This window comes from Candidatus Dadabacteria bacterium (assembly GCA_009837205.1).
In the GTDB taxonomy this organism is placed as follows: domain Bacteria; phylum Desulfobacterota_D; class UBA1144; order Nemesobacterales; family Nemesobacteraceae; genus Nemesobacter.
On record VXTZ01000032.1, the window covers coordinates 17,499 to 35,604 of the forward strand.

Genomic DNA, 18,106 nt, shown 5'->3' on the forward strand with positions numbered 1-18,106 from the left:
TCCGCTCACTCAAGAATATCCCTTCCGTCAACGCCCCGGGGAACTTCAAACCCGAGATAACTGACGATGCTCGAGAAGATATCTGCGGTTCTTACGCAGTCGTGTGGGGCCGGGCGGCTTATAAGAATGGGAACCACCATGTGGTCTTTGTGCAGGGAGCCATGGGAGCCGTGATGTTCAGGGTTCTCGTGCGTGGCCCGAAGGTCATAGCCCGGTTTTGAACTGATTACCACATCGCCGGTTCGAGGCGATTCGAAAAGCTGGAGAATCTGGAGGGGGGCATCCGGATAGTCAGAATCGATCGTGAGTCGAAGCGACTCCGAGGGATTCATCTTCCTTGAGGAAAAGCCGTAGCCAAGAGGGTCGCCCGAAACATTGCTGTAGCAGATCAGACCTTCTTCATCCACACTCACGAGAGCCTCTCCCCTGGGATTAGTTATTTTCACCTCCCCCCCCGCTCCGCCGGTTCTGGCGCAGACAAGATCCACTTCCGGCCGCCCGGAGAGCTCGTTAACTATATCCGCTATTTCTTCGCAAAAGGTGTGTCTTTTCCATCCATCGGAATTTTTGAAATAGTAATGCGCCATGGAGTTTCCGGAAACCATGACGGATGAATCGGCGTCAAGGTAATGCCTGAACACGTTGGTGTAGTAAAGCGGCTTGAGACCCCGTCTGCGAAGAAAATCCAGGGAATCGAAGTGGGAGTGCGTGGACGTAAGTCCGTGGTCGCTTCCCACGACAAAAAGCGTATCGTCAAGTTCACCTTGCTCGGCGATCTTTTCTGCAACCATTCCAACGTACCGGTCAAGCCTTCTGTAGGATTCCATAACTTTGTGGTGAAACGGATGGTAGCGGTGGGAATAGGCATCTGCCGCAGTGAAAACGCAGAAAATAAAACGCGGAGAATCCCTGAGAGAATCAATCAGAATTCTTCCCGCGGCCTCTTCAACACTGTCGCTTCTGTCCGTGAAATGGCTTTTTACGACCAAGTAATACTTAAGATACTTGGTCCTGTTTCTCCCCGAGGGACCTATATCCCTGGTTATTTCGTTTAGGATGCTTACGCTCCCTGGAACCATGCCGAAAAGCGTCGGGGAGTCACACTCTATGTCCCGGTTGATAAGAGACGCCTGGGGACCCGCGTAGCTTCTGAATCTTCGCAGGGAAAACGGGGTCTTGTCGTAATATCTTCTGTCAAACCACCTTATGCCGGGGAGGTTGCACCTGCCTGGAAACTTGCCGAGAAGGTACGGGGTATAGGCCGGACCCGTTGTGGAAGGAAAAACCGTGACTCCCTTAAGGAACTCTCCAGGTTCAACAACGTATTTCTGTATATTCTCAAGGTCGCCTCTTTTTAGAAGTTCAGCGAAGACATCCAGCCTCGTACCATCGGCAAGAAAAAAAACGCATTTTCTTCTATTCATCAAGTGCTTCCCGTAAAGTACCTGTTATAAATTTCCCTGATATCCCTAGTCACACGCGCATATTCAGACATGAGAAAACCTCCCTCTCCACCGGAACCACCGAACTCAGGCGCCATTCGGTCAAAATCGCCCCGCGTGACCTCGTTTTTGCTCCTGTCGTTGAAAAGACTCAGCAGATTTCCCATTTTTCTTAAAAATAGATAGCCTTCGCTAAGCGTCAGGGCCTCGTCGCTTTTAATTAACCCGGCCCCATAAAGCCCCCCGACAGCCTCCATGGTGTTTGCCGTTCTTAGCTCGGGGTTTGCTGGACCATGGGCAAGCTGAAGCATCTGGATAAGGAACTCAATGTCAACCAATCCTCCCCTTCCCGTCTTCAGGTTAAACCTGGATTCCGTCTCGTTGGCGAGTTCTTTTTCGAGCCTACCGCGTAGCCTGTGGATTTCCTTGGGAAAATCCGGAGCGAGCTCTTTGGCATAAACGAAATTCTCTATGACTTTCATTACCTTCTCGCCGAGCGCGCGGTTTCCCGCAACGGCGCGGGCTTTTACAAGAGCCTGCCTCTCCCAGATATGAGCACTTGAATTATGATATTCTTCAAAGGCCTCAAGCGAGGCGACGAGGGCGCCCGAATTTCCCGACGGGCGCAGTTCCACATCCACCTTGTAACAGAAGCTCTTGGAAGTGTAAACCGAAAGATTGGATATGAATCTCTGACCGTACTTGGAGAAAAGTTCGTGGTCATCTCCCTCGTAAATGAAGATTATGTCTAGGTCTGAAGCGTAGCTCATTTCCCCTCCTCCAAGCTTGCCAAGTCCCAGGACGACCATGTTATCAAGAAGTTTTCTCTCCCTTGGAGAACACTTAAGGGAACCCTTGGCAAGTTCGAGGCTTGAGTCCATTACAACGTCCGCAACCATCGACAGATATTTTCCCACGTAGATAGGTTCCAAGTCCTCGGAAAGTTCCTTGAAGCAAAGCTTAAGGGACTCAATGTGCTTGAAGCTTCGAAGAGCGTCGAGTTTGCCCTCAAAGAACTCCTCTTCCGAGACGGCTTCCCCGAGAGCCTGTGCCATGGCATCTTTCGAATCGTAAAACTGCGTCACGTCCTTCAGTATGATGGAGTCAAGATACTCAGGGTGCCTGATAAGAAAATCAGACAGCATGCCACCTCTTGAAAAGAGCCTGGAGAGCAGAGGAATGATTTTTGGGTTTTCAGTCAGAAGAAAGTAGACCGACATCCTGGAACCTAGGCCGGAGATAAATCTTTCAAGATTTAAAAGCGCAGAGTCCTGATCGCTAAGGTTGATTATGTTTGAGAGAAAAGCCGGTATCACTTTTCTCGAAAGCACCCTTCCCCTTTCCGTGAGTCCGGCCCTTTGGGGATTCATGAGGCTTGATATGATTTCGATCGCGTCGTCCGGCGCCGAGAATCCGAGATTTCCGAGGGTCGAAATCGCTTCCTCGCGGTTTACATTTCCCTCGGCCATAAAATCCGCCACCTCCCAGAATTCCCTGCCTTTTTCCTCAAGCTCCACCCCGGGATCGGAAAACAGGTTCCCGCAGTTCTTAATGACAAGCGAGGTTATCTCTTCGTAAGCAGCCTTGAAGTCCGCCGTCGTTTCAAAACCCATTCTCCTTGAGAGTCTGGCGAGCGAACTCTCCTCCGTGGGAATGCTGTGCGTCTGAAGTTCATCCCAGAGCTGAATCGAATGCTCAACCTTTCTAAGAAAGAGATAGTAATGCTCCATCTCTTCCCTTACCTGTTCTGTTATGAAACCCGTCGTCGCCATGGCGGAAAGACCGTCAAGAGTGTTCATGAGTCCCCTGAGCTTCTTCACCGCTCCACCACTCATAAGCTGGGTCGCCTGCACGAAAAATTCGATATCCCTTATTCCTCCCCTTCCGAGCTTCACGTCGTTTTCCTTCCGGATGCCCTCGAGACGAACCTTCATGTCCTTGAGATCCTCTATGGACTCGTAATCAAGCAGCTTGCGGTATATTACCGGTTCAAGGTCCCCGAGGAATTCGCGACCGAGCTCAATATCCCCGGCAACAGGGGTCGCCTTGAGCAAAACCGCTCTCTCCCAGGTCTCGGCCCAGTGGTAATAATGATCAAGGGCCGCGTCAACCGACACCGCGACCGGACTCCCGCTGCCCCCGGGACGCAGACCCAGGTCGACTCTGTAGAGAAAACCGCCGGGGGTGACGGAGCTTATCGTTCTGGTAACTGATGAGGAAAGCGTAAATATCTGCCGGGCGTACTCCTCGCCTCTGTAGAGATAAACGAGGTCTATATCGGAACTCAGATTAAGGAGTCTTCCGCCGAGTTTCCCCATGCCCAGCACTACGAACTCAAACTGATCTCCGCCATCGATTCGGGACCTGTAAAAATCAAGCACCGCCCTGACCACGGAGCTGGCTAGATCGGAAATCTCCTCCATGGTCTGGCGAAACGTGCAGAGATCCAGAATTTCCCTGTAGATTATTCTCGAGAGTTCGGTGTACTTGTACTCCTTGAGCCTTTCGGAGAGCTGCTTTGAATCCTGCGAATTCCTCACAATCGAGCCGAGTGGAGTTCGATGGGAAGAAAGCGTTTTTTTTCTCCTGAGGGCTTTTTCATTGGTAAGTACGTTTAGCGCACGGGGATTTCTTATGATTGAATTGCCGAGAAATCTGCTGTGGGAAGAGATGGCGCGGAGGACTTTTTCTTTTTCCCCGGAGAGCCTGCCGTTTATCTCCCGGAATCTCTCAACGGTTAAGCGCGCGTTTTCCTCGTCGGGAAGAAGGATTTTCTTTCTCATCAAGCCGGGTCACATGAAATCATAGGGATCAACATCAACTACAAGCTTAATTCCCGAGGCGTGTTTTTTCAACGAGTCGTAAAGTGCCGAGGCGTAGTTGCGAAGCAGTCCCAGATTACTTGACACGACAATGATCTGCCACCTGAACCTGTTTCTAAGTTTGTATATGGGAGCCTCGGAGGGGCCGAGCACTCGAAGCGACCCGGGCGGAAGCCTGAGAAGAAATCTCTCGGCTGTGCGCTTCATTCTTCCGGCAAAATCTCGTGTTTTCTCCTCATCAAGTCCGTTTACTCTGAAGGCTATGAACCTTGAGAAAGGGGGCTGATCAAGAGACTTCCTGAGCTCCAGTTCTTCATCAAGAAACCCGGAACTGTTATGGGAAATGGCAAATCTTACCGAAGGATGTTCGGGGTTATATGTCTGCAGAAAAACCGTCCCGGGTTTTCTTCCCCTGCCTGTTCTTCCGGCTACCTGCGTGAGGATCTGGAAAGTTCTTTCTCCCGAGCGGAAGTCGGGAATCCCCAGCATATGGTCAGCCGAGAGAACACCCACAAGCGTAACCCCTGGCAGATCATGTCCTTTGGCTACCATCTGGGTCCCGATAAGAACATCCACCTCCCCGGACTCAAGCTTTCTGTAAAGGTCGAGAAGTTTGGTTTTTCCGCGGGTGTAATCCCTGTCCATGACGAAGACCCTGGCATCGGGAAGCATACTCTTTACCTGCTCCTCCACTTTCTGGGTCCCGAGACCCTTGCCCATGTATTTGGCCCCGCAGCTTGAGCAGATGTTCTCGAATTCCTGCATAATCCCGCAGTAATGGCACTTAATTGAGTTATCCTTCTTGTGGAAGGTAAGGGTTATAGAGCAGTTGGGGCACTTGAAGGTTTCACCGCAGTCCCCGCAGACCAAAAAGCTTGAAAAACCTCTCCTGTTAATAAAAAGAATCGATTGTTCCCCGCGGCTGAAATTCTCCACTAGGGCGTCCCTTAGACGCGGGGAGAAAACAGTTTCATTCACGTTTTTCATATCCACGAGTTCAACATCGGGAAGCCTGCTCTCCCCCACCCTTGCGGGAAGAGAAAGATATTCGTACTTGCCCCTGATCGAGTTTGCGTAGGACTCAAGTGAAGGAGTCGCGGAACCCAGCAGCACCGGACAACCGTATATGGTTCCGAGCATGACCGCGGCGTCGCGGGCGTTGTAACATGGCGCCTCGTTCTGCTTGTAGGAGGACTCGTGCTCCTCGTCAACCACCACAAGGCCGAGATTCTCAAGCGGAGCGAAAACCGCGGAGCGGGCACCTATCACCACGCTCAGATCTCCGCTACGGGCCTTTCTCCAGACATCGAACCTCTCACCCTCGCTAAGAGCGCTGTGAATCACCGACACAGAGTCGGCGAAACGCGAACGGAACCTCTTTACCAGAAGCGGTGTGAGCGCTATCTCGGGGACGAGAACAATCGCCTGTTTCCCTCTGGCTATGACTTCACTCACGGTCCTTAAGTAGACCTCGGTCTTTCCGCTTCCCGTAACACCGTGAAGAAGAAAGCAGCGATATTCTTCCCTCTTAACGTAAGGCAGGATTTTCTCCATCGCCATACGCTGATCCTGGGTAAGTTTCTTCGGTGGCTCTTTCTCTGAATCAAGCGCACCGTAGGGGTCCCTTCCGATCTCTTTTTGCTCCACGGAGACCAGAGCGTTATCCACAAGCCACTTTACGTGAGCCGTGAAATTGCCGAATATTTCCCTTAGTTCCGAGCGGGGGACGGAACCGCGGAGGTTTATGAACTCAAGTATGGCGCCCTTGGCCGGTTTTTTCCGCCTAATCTCCGAGACAGTGTCGGGACCGCAGGAGATTCCATAGACCTTCTCGTACTTTACCTTCTCATCTCTTATGACCCTGTAGTCAAATTCAACATGGCCTCTTCTTTTAAGAGAGTTAAGGTTCTCAAGCGACGCCCCACAGCTGAGTTCAATAAGCTTCTCCGAGGCGAGTTCTCCTTCGAGCAGAAGAGTTTCCAGAACTCTTTTGTCGAGACGGTTCACGCCCGGTTCCTTAAGGCGGCTTTCCCCCTCCTCCGTGATCCGCACGGTTTTCCCGACGCTTTTGCCAAGGCCCAAAGGATGGGCGAATTTAAGCACGATCCCGAGAGGCGCCATGTAGTACTCAGAAACCCGGCGGAAAAATTCCAAGCGCTTCTCGTCAAAAAGCGGTAATTCATCGAGGATATCGATTATATCCTTTAGCTCGAAATCGACTTTCCGTTTTGCCCCATCTCCAACCACATATCCTATGGCCTTGCGGTTTCCGAGGGGGACAAACACCCTCTTCCCCGTAGCGATTCCTTCCCGGAAACGCTTCGGAATCGAATATAGAAAAAGCTGCTCGGAATGAATCGGCAAAGCTACCTGAACAATATTTCCTGAAGCCATAACGATATCGGAAGACCCGAAGAGTAGTCTTACAGAAAAGTATATCTAATTAGGCAGTACTCGGAATTTTCTCTGCTAGGGCCGTCCGACTTTCCCTTCCAATCCCCGTCCTCATATGGCAATCGGATTTGGTTCAACTTGCGACCCCGCATGTCCGCCAGCATCCGTTGCCTCCCCGCAGCTGCATATTCCTACCGGAGATACGGCCTCTGACAACTCAGCAGACCCTATCTGTTGTCCACCCTACACTCGCCTGCGGGATTCCCTTCCAAGTCAACGAGAACAGGGTCAGGCCTTCCACCCATGTCATCATAAGTGTGTACATAGTAAAAACCCTTTGTTACGTCGCCGTTAGAATCAAAATCAATCTCGCCCGAAAAACCGTGATAATCAATATCATCGTTAGTACTGTCGCTATCGGTGAGAAATCCCGCACATTCTGCATAAGTTCTGCATTTGGTCCCATCCCTGCTTATTCCTATCATTTCCCCGACATACACAGCAGGATCAGAAGACGTGCTTTTAATGGATGCAAGCTTCATCAGAGCAACAGCATCGTATATCTGTCTTGCATATCTCCCCGCTTCATCAAAAATTTCCTTCCCGTCTTCCAGTCTGCAGGGGTCAGGACCCGCGATGGTGGTCACAAAACCTTCCATGTCCTCAAGCGAAAGTGCTTCGGGGTCAAGGGCGACAACTATTTCAGCAAAGCTCTCAATTGACAATGAATCCGCCCCGTAGTATTTCACCTTTCCATTCAGTTCCTTCCTCTTGAGCATATTTGCCATAAAATTCGCTCCCCCTTCACGAAACAGCGCAAGAACCACGGAGTCCACAGGATTATCCTCGGCATTTACTGCACTGACTACGGCATTTACTGCCGCCTCGGGACCTTCCCCATACTCAATCGGTTCAAGTGAGCTTACTCCCGCTTGCTTAAGGGATTCGACAAGACCGTCCTTAAGGTTTCTTCCGTAACTGTCGTCACGAAACAGTATGGCCGCACGTTTTCCCCCAGCCTGCTTTATCAGTTTCGCAAGTACGGGTGCTTGGAATGCGTCCGATGGAATAACTCTGAAGAAGTAGCCGTCATCAGCGAAAGTGCTTATTTCAACCGAACTGGCCGAGGGTGATATCGCGACCATCTTCGCTCCGGCAAGATCATCCACAAGACCCACAGAATCGGCAGAGGTAGCCGGACCTATTATTCCATCGACCCCGCTGTCCAGAACATTCCTCAGGGCATCAGAATCAAAAGAACGGTCAGTGTCGCGGCCAAAAACAAGCTCTATATCACCGCCTGCGGCATTAATATCTTCTACGGCCGAAACTACCGCCTGTCGTCTGCTGTCATAACTGCCGTCAAAAATCCTCTCGGGGATGAGCACCCCTATGCAGAGAGAAGCATCCGCACAGTCATTGCTTCGGCAACCTGAAGAAGCCAGAATGCAGATCAGGATGAAAACGTACAGAACTGAGCAGATGTTTTTCATTTCAGGGTCTTAAAGAGACCGTCTTACTGTTATGGCCCGCCAGAACAGTGAATGCTGAATTAACAAGTCAAACTACATCAGTCCAACGGACACAGAGAAGTGGCCACCTGTTACCAACAACAGAGGATCAGGCAAGATCCGCGGGCATCATTATCATGTTGTCCATCGACGCGCCGGGGGCTATCATCGGATAAACCATCTCGGTACAATCGACTTCTATCTCCATGAGGACAACTCCCGGAGTGTTAAGGCCTTCCCTGAGAGTGGGCTCAAGCTCCTCGGGCCTCACCGCCCGAAGGCCGCGGGCGCCGAACGCTTCCGCGAGCTTCACGAAATCCGGCAGCACTTCAAACCGAGACGCCGAGTAATTACCCTCAAAAAACATCGTCTGCCATTGCCTTACCATTCCATGATGACGGTTGTTGAAAACGATAATCTTAAGATCCAGATTGTTTTCAACCGCAGTCGCGAGTTCCTGGAAATTCATCTGGAAACTTCCGTCGCCGGCAACGCATATAACCTGCTCATCAGGTCTTGCGTATTTCGCTCCCATAGCCGCAGGGAAACTGAATCCCATGGTTCCCAGTCCCCCCGAGGTAAGATGGGTTCTCGGTCTTTCGAACTTGTAGAACTGGGCTACCCACATCTGGTGCTGACCCACGTCGGAAACTATTATGGCATCTCCTTTCGTGAGCTTGTAAAGCATGTCTATGGCGTAGGTCGTCAGAATTTTCTCGCTTCCCTGGCAATAGGTGAGCGGATGCTTCTCGTTCCAGTCCCGTATCCGCCTGAGCCAAGATTCCCTTCCCTCAAGGTCAACCTCCCCGGGAAGGGCATCGAGTAGCTGGCGCAGAACAACTTTAGCATCCCCTACTATCGGACACTGAACCGTTATGTTCTTGTCTATCGAGGAGGGATCTATATCTATATGGATAATCTCCGCGTTGGGGGCGAACTCATCAAAGTTCCCGCCCGTAGCCCTGTCATCAAACCGCCCGCCGATCGAGATAACGAGGTCCGATTCGGTAACGGTCATATTGGCCGCGTAGGAACCGTGCATCCCGAGCATACTTATGAAAAGCGGATCGCTCGCCGGATAACCTCCGAGCCCCATGAGGGTTGAAGCCACGGGTATCTGAAGCCGGTGGCAGAACTCAAGCAGTTCATCCGTAGCCCCGGACCAGATAACTCCTCCCCCGGAATAAATAACGGGCCGCTTTGAGGCAAGCAGCATCTCCACCGCTCTTTTTATCTGCGAAGGATTTCCCCTCGTAGTGGGCTTGTAGCCCTTGATGTCTATCTCATGATCCTCGGGGATTACAAGCTCGTCTTCTCCTATGAGAACATCCTTGGGCATATCAACCAGAACAGGGCTGGGTCTTCCGGTGCCGGCTATGTGGAAAGCCTCTTTCATAGCTCTCGGAAGATCCCGGGTTTCCCGCACAAGGTAGTTATGTTTCGTGCAGGGCCTTGTTATGCCGATATGGTCGGCTTCCTGAAAAGCGTCGCTTCCAAGGTACTGCGTGGGAACCTGCCCCGTAAAGATAACTATGGGAGATGAATCCATCTGCGCCGTCGCAATGCCGGTAACGGTGTTGGTTGCCGCAGGACCCGAGGTGCAAAGCACCACTCCCGGTTTTCCCGAGGCCCTTGCGTACCCGTCGGCCATGTGCGTAGCTCCTTGCTCATGCCTCACGAGCACGTGATTTATCCTGTCGGTGTAATCGGTCATCACGTCATAGACCTTGAGAACGTAACCTCCCGGCAGTCCGAAGACCACATCAATACCCTGGTGAAGAAGCGTCTCAAAGAACATCTGTGCGCCGAGCATCTTGGCCATTTTATTCTGTCTCCCTGGTTGTTTTTAAAATGCGGAACACCAAAAACCCACTCGCTTAATCTATCACCGCGTGCAGACAACTTCAAGACTGGCAGAGAAAAAGATTTCTATCGCGACTTCAGCGATCCCGCCTAGCGCTCCGCCGCGGAGCGGCGAAGATAAAATGGGGTTAAAGTGAAGGGATCGTCCTTTTGTCCGGAAAGAATCTTTTTTCTCCCTAAAAGCGCGCAGCCAGACGCCCTCGGGGTGTTTAGATCCGCAGGCAGAAACACAGATCTCTCTCCCACAGCATCCCGTATAAAATTTTCGTGGAGCAGGGCTCCGCTGCCCACAAAAACGGTCTTTCTTCTCACCCCGGCGCACACAGACTCGGGTGTAGCAATTTCCGCGGGGGTCATCTCCGTGCTTTTAAGATCATAAAACGAAAAGAAAACCTCCCCCCTGCCAGCGTCGGTCATGGCGCACACGTCATCTCCGCACCAAAGCGCGTTCGAGGCGAGAATTTCAAGCGATGGAATTCCCGCGAGGTCCGTCCCCAGGGAATAGCAAAGAGTCTTCGCAGTGGAGACCCCTATGCGAAGAGAGGTGAAAGAACCCGGACCCACTGACACGCAGACCGCTTCCAGATCATCTTTTCCGAGCCCGCAGTCTGAAAGAAGTCGCTCGATCGTGGGAATAAGAACCTCGTTATGCCTTGGACCGGTGTTGAAAACATACTCGCAAAGAATAGTGTCGTCATCGCATACTGACACGCTTCCCCAGAAAGTAGACGTTTCAATTCCCAGAATTTTCATATCTGTTTCTTAGCCAAAAACGAGGCATTAAGGCGTGACGTTTATGCACTCAGATTGAGTGGACAGGCATGGCGGAAACTGTTTCCCTCGGGGTTTTTCCTTACTCCGCTTCCCCAGAAGAACCCATTCCCGAGGCCTTTATGATCTCATTTCTTATTTTTTCGCGGATTTCCGGATTTTCGTGGAGAAACTTCTTGGAATTCTCCCTTCCCTGTCCTATTCTCTCCCCTTCGTAGGAATACCAAGTGCCGCTTTTCTTTATCACATTGAATCTGCTTCCCAGGTCCACAAGTTCACCGAGCTTTGATATCCCCCTTCCGAAAAACACCTCGAATTCCGCTTCTCTAAAAGGCGGAGCGACTTTGTTCTTGACAAGTTTCGCCCTGACCCTGTTACCCACGATGCGGTCGCCGTCTTTAAGCGACCCGATGCGCCTTATGTCAATTCTCACCGACGAATAGAACCGAAGCGCGTTACCCCCGGTGGTGGTCTCGGGGTTCATGTACGCCGGAACCCCAATTTTCATCCGAAGCTGGTTAACGAAGATCACTATGGTCTTAGAGCGGCTCACGTTAGCTGTTATCTTGCGAAGCGCCTGCGACATCAGTCTCGCCTGAAGACCCACGTGAGTGTCTCCCATTTCCCCCTCGATTTCGGCACGTGGGGTAAGGGCAGCGACTGAGTCAAGCACTATGAGGTCAACCGCGTTGCTTCTTATAAGGGTATCGACGATTTCAAGGGCCTGTTCTCCGAAATCGGGCTGCGAAATAAGAAGATCCTCAACCTTGATCCCAAGCGCCGCCGCGTAGCTTGTCGAAAGAGCATGCTCGGCATCGACAAATGCGGTTATTCCGCCGGCCCTCTGAGCCTCCGCAATGGCGTGGAGCGCTATGGTGGTCTTACCCGAGGCTTCAGGGCCGTAAACCTCTACGATTCTTCCCCTGGGAAAGCCCCCGACTCCAAGCGCTATGTCAAGTCCAAGGGAGCCCGAGGTGATAACCGGAATGTCCGAGAGGGAAGCATCCTCCCCCAGCCTCATTATGGAACCTTTTCCGAACTGCTTCTCTATTGTGCTGATGGCTACGTCTATATTCTTGTTCTTCTCGTCAAGATCGCTCATTCCGTCTTAATCTCCGTTCTGGTCTTTGTGGTTCTAAAATTACTATCCTACATAATCAAGGCAGAACTTCCTAACCATATCAATGGCGGTGGAAGCGGCAAAGTTTTTTATCTCATCCCTCGTTCCGGCAAAATTCCGTTTCTCGCAGAAAGTTCCTGAGGAAACGTGACTGAATCCAAACCACACGGTACCCACGGGCTTCTCCGCGGTTCCTCCTCCCGGACCCGCGATCCCGGATATGGAAATCCCTATATCGGTTCCGAAAAGCTCTCTCGCCCCCTTGGCCATTTCGAAAACCACCTCCTCGCTCACCGCGCCGAACCGCACGAGCGTATCCGTGCTTACTCCGAGAAGCTTTTCCTTTGATTCGTTGCTGTATACCACTGCTCCGCCCAGAAAATAGGCTGAACTTCCGGGAATGTCAGTAAACCGGCTTGAGCAAAGCCCTCCCGTACAGGATTCCGCAACGGAGAGGGTCAGGTCTTTTTCAAACAATAAAGCTGCGGTTACCCCCTCAAGGGGATCATCCTCCTCGGAAAAGAGAAAATTTCCCAGTCTTTCCTTGGCCTGCGCGCAGGCATCGCGCAGAAGTGAATCCAGCACCTCACCGTCATGGCCGGAGGCCGTGAACCGCAGATGGATCTCGGGCAGGCGGATCCTGTATCCGACATCCACCCCTTCGGGCGAGAAGCCTCCCAGCTTTTCCGCCACCTCGGATTCGCCCAGGCCGAAGGTCCTGAGCACTCTCACGCGCAGGATGGTTCCTTTTTCCGCAACGCCACTTATATCTGGAAAAACATGTTCTCTGAACATACGCCTGAATTCCCTCGGGACACCGGGAAGAAAGTAGAATTTCGAGTTGCCGGAAACAAAACTGAAGCCGGACGCCGTGCCGACGGGGTTCTCGATAACCGCCGTTTTTTCAGGAAACATGGCCTGTTTTTCATGATGGATGTTGGGTTCCCTTCCTCTCTTCCTTAGCTTTAGGGAAATGTCTTCGTAGACCTCTTGATTAAAAACAAGGGGAGTTCCCAGGAATTTCGAGGCTGCAAGCGCACTCAGATCATCCTCGGTGGGGCCAAGCCCTCCCGTAACTATGACAAATCCGGATCTTTTTGAGGCCGTGGCAAAAGAAGCGAGAAGATCGTCAAGGTCATCGGCAACCGCGCAGTGGTGCTTAACCTCAATACCGGATGAGGACAGTTCCGCGGCTACCCAGCTGAAATTGGTATCCCGGGTGAGACCGCTCATTATCTCATTTCCGGTCGTTATTATCTCGACACACATCGCGGGTAATTCTAACTGGAAAGAAGGATGATCGCCTGAAGGCACAGGTTGCCGTACACCCCGGCCAAAACATCATCCATCACGATACCGTAACCCCCCGGGAGCTTCTCGACTCGTCGTATCGGAAACGGCTTTGCTATATCGAAGAATCTGAACAGAAAAAAGCCGATCGCCAGGTTAAGTGGGTTCGGGGTGATGAAAAGCATGCACACCAAAAATCCGCATACCTCGTCAATCACGACCTCGGGCGGGTCCTCCCTTTTAAAAATCCGCACGCAACGGGAAGCGGCTATAAAAGAGACAAGGATCAGCCCCAACGTGAATATCGAATAAAAAACCGCACCGCCTGCGAGGCTTAGCAGGTACACGACCCCGACCGCTCCAAGAGTCCCAACCGTTCCTGAGGCCCCGGGAGCAAATCCCAGCCCGAAAAAAGTCGAAAAAACAACGCATATCCTGTTTATCAAGGTTAACTCTCCGGGAATCCCGCCTGCGGGGGCGTATCTTAAGCAAGACTCATTTGACTGATAACATCGCCAAGTTTATCATTTTTTTATAGGCAAATGTCAAAAGTAATATGCGTGGTAAATCAGAAAGGGGGAGTCGGTAAAACCACAACCGCAGTCAATCTTTCCGCCTCTCTGGCAGTGACAAACCGCCGAACGCTTCTCATAGATATTGATTCCCAGGGGAACGCCACCGGGGGGCTCGGCATTGACAAGGAATCGATTAATTCGAAAAACATCTGCAGCGTCATACTGGGAGAAGTAAAGCTCACAGACACCGTAATTGACGTCTATCCCGAGCTTCTAAACGGTTACCTGCACCTATGTCCGGCGAATCACGAACTCACCGGGGCGGAGATACACCTCATAGAGACAGAAAGCAGAGAATACCGTCTTAAAAAGGTTATCGACGAGATAAAGGCCGAGTACGATTACATATTCATAGACGCCCCTCCGTCTCTAAGCCTGCTCACCATAAACGCGCTCGCCGCGGCCGACCGGGTGTTAATACCCGTCCAGTGCGAGTACTACGCTCTTGAAGGAATAGGACAGCTGCAGACAACCATATCGCTCGCCAAGCAGAGACTCAATCCTTCGCTCGAGGTGGAAGGCTATCTTCTGACCATGTTCGATTCCCGCAATAACATATGTCACTCTGTGGCCGAGGATGTAAGGAATCACTTCGGCGAAAAAACCTTTGACACCGTAATAAGCAGAAACGTTAAGCTCGCCGAAGCGCCAAGCCACGGCAAGCCGCTTCTGCTTTATGAAATCAAGTCGAGCGGAGCTCAGAATTACATGAAACTCGCAAATGAGATAATAAGGAAAGCGGAGGTTAACTGACGTGAAAAGACAAAGCCTGGGAAGAGGACTTGACTCCCTTATTCCGAAGAGCCTGGAAACGGAATCCACCGGATACCAGATGGTAAGCACGGACCTGCTTAAGCCGAATCCCTCGCAGCCGAGAAAGCAGTTTGAACAGGGTGCGCTTGAGGAGCTCGCAGAGTCTATAAAGGAAAACGGGGTCATACAGCCTCTTATCGTCAGGAAGATAAACGGCGGCTTTGAAATAGTGGCCGGGGAGCGCAGATGGAGAGCGGCAAAAATTGCCAAATTCGAAAAGCTCCCCGTAGTGATAAGAACCGCTACCGACCAGGACGTAGCGGAGCTGACGTTAATAGAAAACATACAAAGAGAGGACTTAAATCCCATTGAGGAGGCTGAGGCTTATGAAAAGCTCTCGGAGCGCTTCGGGCTTACCCATGACGATATAGCCAAGAAAACGGGGAAAAATCGCTCTGTTATCACGAACCAGTTGAGGCTTCTCAAGCTTTCCGGTAAAGCCAAGGAAGCGCTTGTCTCGGGTGCGATAACCACAGGGCACGCAAGAGCGCTTCTAGCCGCCGCCTCTCCTGAGGAAATGAATTCCCTTCTCGGAGAAGTGCTGAAAAAGGATCTTACGGTAAGGCGAACCGAAGCGCTTGTAAAAAAGAAAAGCAGAGATACTGAACGGCCCGCTGAGCCAGCCTTGAATGAGGTGGAGGAAGATATCTTCACCAGGGAACTTACAGAAGAGCTTTCCGGGAAATTCTCGACCAAAGTAAAAATAAGCCGCAACAAGACAAAAGGGAAAATAGAAATAGAGTACTATTCTCCCGAGGAGCTTGAGAGAATTATTGGCATACTGCTCTCGCGCGGGTAATATCCCGCAGAATTCACACCGGAGCAAGGAAACAGGAGATGAAACAGTTTTCTGTGAAAATAGAGGTTAAGCTCAAGCCCGTGGTGCTTGACCCCCAGGGCAAGGCGGTGCTTAACGCTCTTTCCGGTCTCGGATTCAGCGGGGTCTCAGACGCAAGGGTAGGCAAAGTCGTAGAGCTCACCATGGAGGGCGAATCCGCCGAGGAGGTAAGCCGCAAAGCGGACGAGATGTGCCGGAAACTCCTTTCCAACCCGGTAATCGAAGATTCTTCGGTAGAGGTAGCGGAAAAATAATGCCAAGTTTCGGAGTTCTGTTCTTTCCGGGGTCCAACTGCGACCACGACTGCTATCACGCCATAAAAAAAATCCTGGGTCGTCCCTGCGAACTTATATGGCACGAGGAAACTTCCCTCGAGGGAATAGACTGCATCGTGATACCGGGGGGATTTTCCTACGGAGATTATCTTCGCGCGGGAGCTATATCGCAGTTCTCTCCGGTGGTAAGCCCTCTCAGGGAACTTGCCGCAAGCGGAGTCCCGGTAATAGGTATATGCAACGGGTTTCAGATTCTTGTTGAATCGGGACTCCTTCCCGGGGCATTTATACACAACTCCTCACTGAAATTCGTCTGCAGATGGACAAACGTGAGGGTCGAGGATACCGATACGCCCTTTACCTGTCTTCTCCGCAAGGGAGAAGTGCTGAAACTGCCGGTCGCAAACGCGCAAGGCAATTTCGTGCTGCCCCCGGACGGGGACGATGCCCGGGAACGAAGAATAGTTCTGCGCTACTGCGGGGAAGGAGGAGAGCTCAGTGCCGAAGCGAATCCAAGCGGCGCCGAGGACAACATAGCGGGAATCGCCAACAGCCGGGGCAACGTACTCGGGATGATGCCTCATCCCGAGCGCAGTTTCGAGAGCCTACTAGGCTCAGAGGACGGCAGAAAAATGTTTGAATCCGTGATATCGTGGATAGGGTCCCGGAATGCCGACGGAAAAGCCATTTGAGTAAAACACAGACTGTGTTAGTCTTAACGGGAAATCGCGCGGACGAGAGTTTAAAATGGACAACACGCAGAGCAAGGAAAAAATAGACATAACTGACTACATCTGTCCGATGACGTTTGTTAAAACCAAGCTCAAGCTTGAGCAGATGAAGCGCGGGGAAGTCCTTGAAGTAAGGCTCTGCGAAGGGGAACCTCTCTCCAATCTCCCGAGAAGCGTGGAACAGGAAGGTCACAAGGTCCTGTCCGTAGAGAAGGAAGAAGGCCGCTACCACAAGGTAATCATCGAGCGCTGCTAATGTATAGACCCGAATCCGGAACCCCCGCCGCCGGAGGTTCAAGAGTCGAATCGGTGGTCGACCTTATAGGCAACACCCCCCTTTTGGAACTTTCCGAGACGGCAAAAGAATGCTCTCCCGGAGTCAGTATTTACGCAAAGGCCGAGTGGTTTAACCCGGGAGGTTCAATAAAAGACCGCCCCGCCCGCAGAATGATCCTGGAAGCCATCCGCTCCGGCGAACTCACAAAAGACAAGGTCATTATGGACTCCTCTTCCGGGAATACAGCGATCGCGTACGCGATGCTTGGGGCCTCACTGGGGTACGAGGTTGAAATCGTAACGCCTGAGAACGTAAACACCGAGAGAAAAAAAGCAATCGAGGCCTACGGAGCGAAAACAACCTTCTCAAACCCCCTTGAAGGTTCCGACGGAGCGATAAGAATTGCTCACAAGCTAAAGGCGGATAATCCTGAGAAATATTTCATGCCTGACCAGTACAACAACATTAACAATCTCCTGGCTCACTACGAGACGACTGCGCCCGAGATCTGGAAGCAGACAAAGGGTGCCGTGACCCATTTTCTTGCGGGACTCGGCACATCGGGAACCTTCATGGGAACCGGGAGAAGACTTAAAGAGCACAATCCCGATATAAAGACAATCGCAATTCAGCCTGAAGAAAGCCTTCACGGACTTGAGGGCATGAAACATATGCCCACTTCGATAGTTCCAGGCATATACGATGAGGAGGAGGCCGACGAAGTTGTCTTCATCTCGACCGAGAAAGCGTATGAAATGATGGAGCGGCTGATGGATACCGAGGGGATATTCGTGGGCCACTCGGGAGGAGCCGCGGTCTGCGTAACGCTTGAGTACGCGAAAAAACTGAAAGAAGGAGTGCTCGTGACGATTCTTCCCGACTCGGGCAGAAGGTACCTGAGCGAAGGACTCTGGTGGTAAAGATATACAGATCGGCCTATCTGGGCATGACACGGGATGCAGAATCCGGTTACCCTTACGAGGTATGCGGAGTGATGATCGGGAAAGAAGATACCGTCACTCACTTCCGCAAATGCGCCAATCTGGTCGCTGACGACAAATCCGAAACAGCGTTTAAGGAAACAGCAGACATTGACAGCAAGCGGTTAAGAGACCGTTACGAGCTTGATCCGCGTTCCTACATAGAGGCAGATTCGTGGGCGAGGGAGAACGGTCTTGAGATTCTCGGCATATACCACTCGCATCCAGACCACCCTTCGGTACCTTCGGAGACGGACAGGCAGGTGGCATCGCCCGGATGGGCGTATATAATTTTCTCGGTAAACCGCGGGAAACTCGCCGACGCGAGAATATGGTACATTGACGAGCAAGATTTCCAGTTTGAAGAAAGAAAGTTCGAAGTGCTTAAAAACCCCGACTGATGT

Annotated in this window: 16 protein-coding genes; 7 read left to right on the plus strand and 9 right to left on the minus strand. The window is 51.6% G+C overall.

What is annotated here, in order from left to right:
- Positions 1–5: 5 nt before the first annotated feature.
- The 9 genes from F4Z13_07630 to F4Z13_07670 all read right to left on the minus strand — a co-directional run bounded on the left by F4Z13_07630 (position 6) and on the right by F4Z13_07670 (position 13,677).
- Positions 6–1,424 (minus strand): alkaline phosphatase family protein, encoded by a 1,419-nt coding sequence (locus tag F4Z13_07630; protein ID MXZ49092.1) that lies wholly within the window; start codon positions 1,422–1,424, stop codon positions 6–8.
- Positions 1,424–4,225 carry a bifunctional [glutamate--ammonia ligase]-adenylyl-L-tyrosine phosphorylase/[glutamate--ammonia-ligase] adenylyltransferase gene (gene glnE, locus F4Z13_07635; GenBank protein MXZ49093.1) on the minus strand — a complete coding sequence of 934 codons (2,802 nt, stop codon included), beginning with the start codon at positions 4,223–4,225 and terminating at the stop codon, positions 1,424–1,426. The genes F4Z13_07630 and glnE overlap by 1 nt, the downstream gene beginning before the upstream one ends.
- A gap of 9 nt (positions 4,226–4,234) precedes the next feature.
- The gene (gene priA, locus F4Z13_07640; GenBank protein ID MXZ49094.1) at positions 4,235–6,658 is read right to left on the minus strand and encodes a primosomal protein N'; all 2,424 of its coding nucleotides are present in this window, start codon (positions 6,656–6,658) and stop codon (positions 4,235–4,237) included.
- Positions 6,659–6,885: 227 nt separating this feature from the next.
- On the minus strand, positions 6,886–8,151 hold the full coding sequence (locus tag F4Z13_07645; GenBank protein MXZ49095.1) for an ABC transporter substrate-binding protein: 1,266 nt from the start codon (positions 8,149–8,151) through the stop codon (positions 6,886–6,888).
- 127 nt (positions 8,152–8,278) lie between these two features.
- The gene (ilvB, locus tag F4Z13_07650; GenBank protein MXZ49096.1) at positions 8,279–9,991 is read right to left on the minus strand and encodes a biosynthetic-type acetolactate synthase large subunit; all 1,713 of its coding nucleotides are present in this window, start codon (positions 9,989–9,991) and stop codon (positions 8,279–8,281) included.
- A 131-nt stretch (positions 9,992–10,122) separates the two neighbouring features.
- Positions 10,123–10,785: a tRNA (adenosine(37)-N6)-threonylcarbamoyltransferase complex dimerization subunit type 1 TsaB gene (tsaB, locus tag F4Z13_07655; protein ID MXZ49097.1), complete on the minus strand. Its 663-nt coding sequence runs from the start codon at positions 10,783–10,785 to the stop codon at positions 10,123–10,125.
- A gap of 100 nt (positions 10,786–10,885) precedes the next feature.
- Positions 10,886–11,905: a recombinase RecA gene (gene recA / locus F4Z13_07660; GenBank protein MXZ49098.1), complete on the minus strand. Its 1,020-nt coding sequence runs from the start codon at positions 11,903–11,905 to the stop codon at positions 10,886–10,888.
- 42 nt (positions 11,906–11,947) lie between these two features.
- Positions 11,948–13,192 carry a competence/damage-inducible protein A gene (locus tag F4Z13_07665; GenBank protein MXZ49099.1) on the minus strand — a complete coding sequence of 415 codons (1,245 nt, stop codon included), beginning with the start codon at positions 13,190–13,192 and terminating at the stop codon, positions 11,948–11,950.
- Positions 13,193–13,203: 11 nt separating this feature from the next.
- Positions 13,204–13,677, minus strand: coding sequence for a phosphatidylglycerophosphatase A (locus F4Z13_07670; protein ID MXZ49100.1), 474 nt, complete (start codon positions 13,675–13,677; stop codon positions 13,204–13,206).
- A gap of 78 nt (positions 13,678–13,755) precedes the next feature.
- Here F4Z13_07670 and F4Z13_07675 point away from each other — a divergent pair, with 78 nt between their 5' ends.
- Genes F4Z13_07675 through F4Z13_07705 form a run of 7 tightly spaced genes read left to right on the plus strand, consistent with a single transcriptional unit; the run spans position 13,756 to position 18,103 of the window.
- A complete protein-coding gene (locus F4Z13_07675; protein ID MXZ49101.1) occupies positions 13,756–14,541 on the plus strand; it encodes a ParA family protein in 786 nt (261 codons plus the stop codon).
- A gap of 1 nt (position 14,542) precedes the next feature.
- Complete coding sequence (locus F4Z13_07680) at positions 14,543–15,400, plus strand: ParB/RepB/Spo0J family partition protein (GenBank protein ID MXZ49102.1); 858 nt, start codon at positions 14,543–14,545, stop codon at positions 15,398–15,400.
- Positions 15,401–15,438: 38 nt separating this feature from the next.
- A complete protein-coding gene (gene purS / locus F4Z13_07685; protein MXZ49103.1) occupies positions 15,439–15,693 on the plus strand; it encodes a phosphoribosylformylglycinamidine synthase subunit PurS in 255 nt (84 codons plus the stop codon).
- Positions 15,693–16,406 carry a phosphoribosylformylglycinamidine synthase I gene (gene purQ, locus F4Z13_07690; protein MXZ49104.1) on the plus strand — a complete coding sequence of 238 codons (714 nt, stop codon included), beginning with the start codon at positions 15,693–15,695 and terminating at the stop codon, positions 16,404–16,406. The genes purS and purQ overlap by 1 nt, the downstream gene beginning before the upstream one ends.
- Before the next feature lie 55 nt (positions 16,407–16,461).
- Complete coding sequence (locus F4Z13_07695) at positions 16,462–16,701, plus strand: sulfurtransferase TusA family protein (GenBank protein MXZ49105.1); 240 nt, start codon at positions 16,462–16,464, stop codon at positions 16,699–16,701.
- A complete protein-coding gene (locus F4Z13_07700) occupies positions 16,701–17,642 on the plus strand; it encodes a cysteine synthase family protein (GenBank protein ID MXZ49106.1) in 942 nt (313 codons plus the stop codon). Before F4Z13_07695 ends, F4Z13_07700 begins: the two co-directional genes overlap by 1 nt.
- Complete coding sequence (locus F4Z13_07705) at positions 17,636–18,103, plus strand: M67 family metallopeptidase (GenBank protein ID MXZ49107.1); 468 nt, start codon at positions 17,636–17,638, stop codon at positions 18,101–18,103. The genes F4Z13_07700 and F4Z13_07705 overlap by 7 nt, the downstream gene beginning before the upstream one ends.
- Positions 18,104–18,106 lie beyond the last annotated feature (3 nt).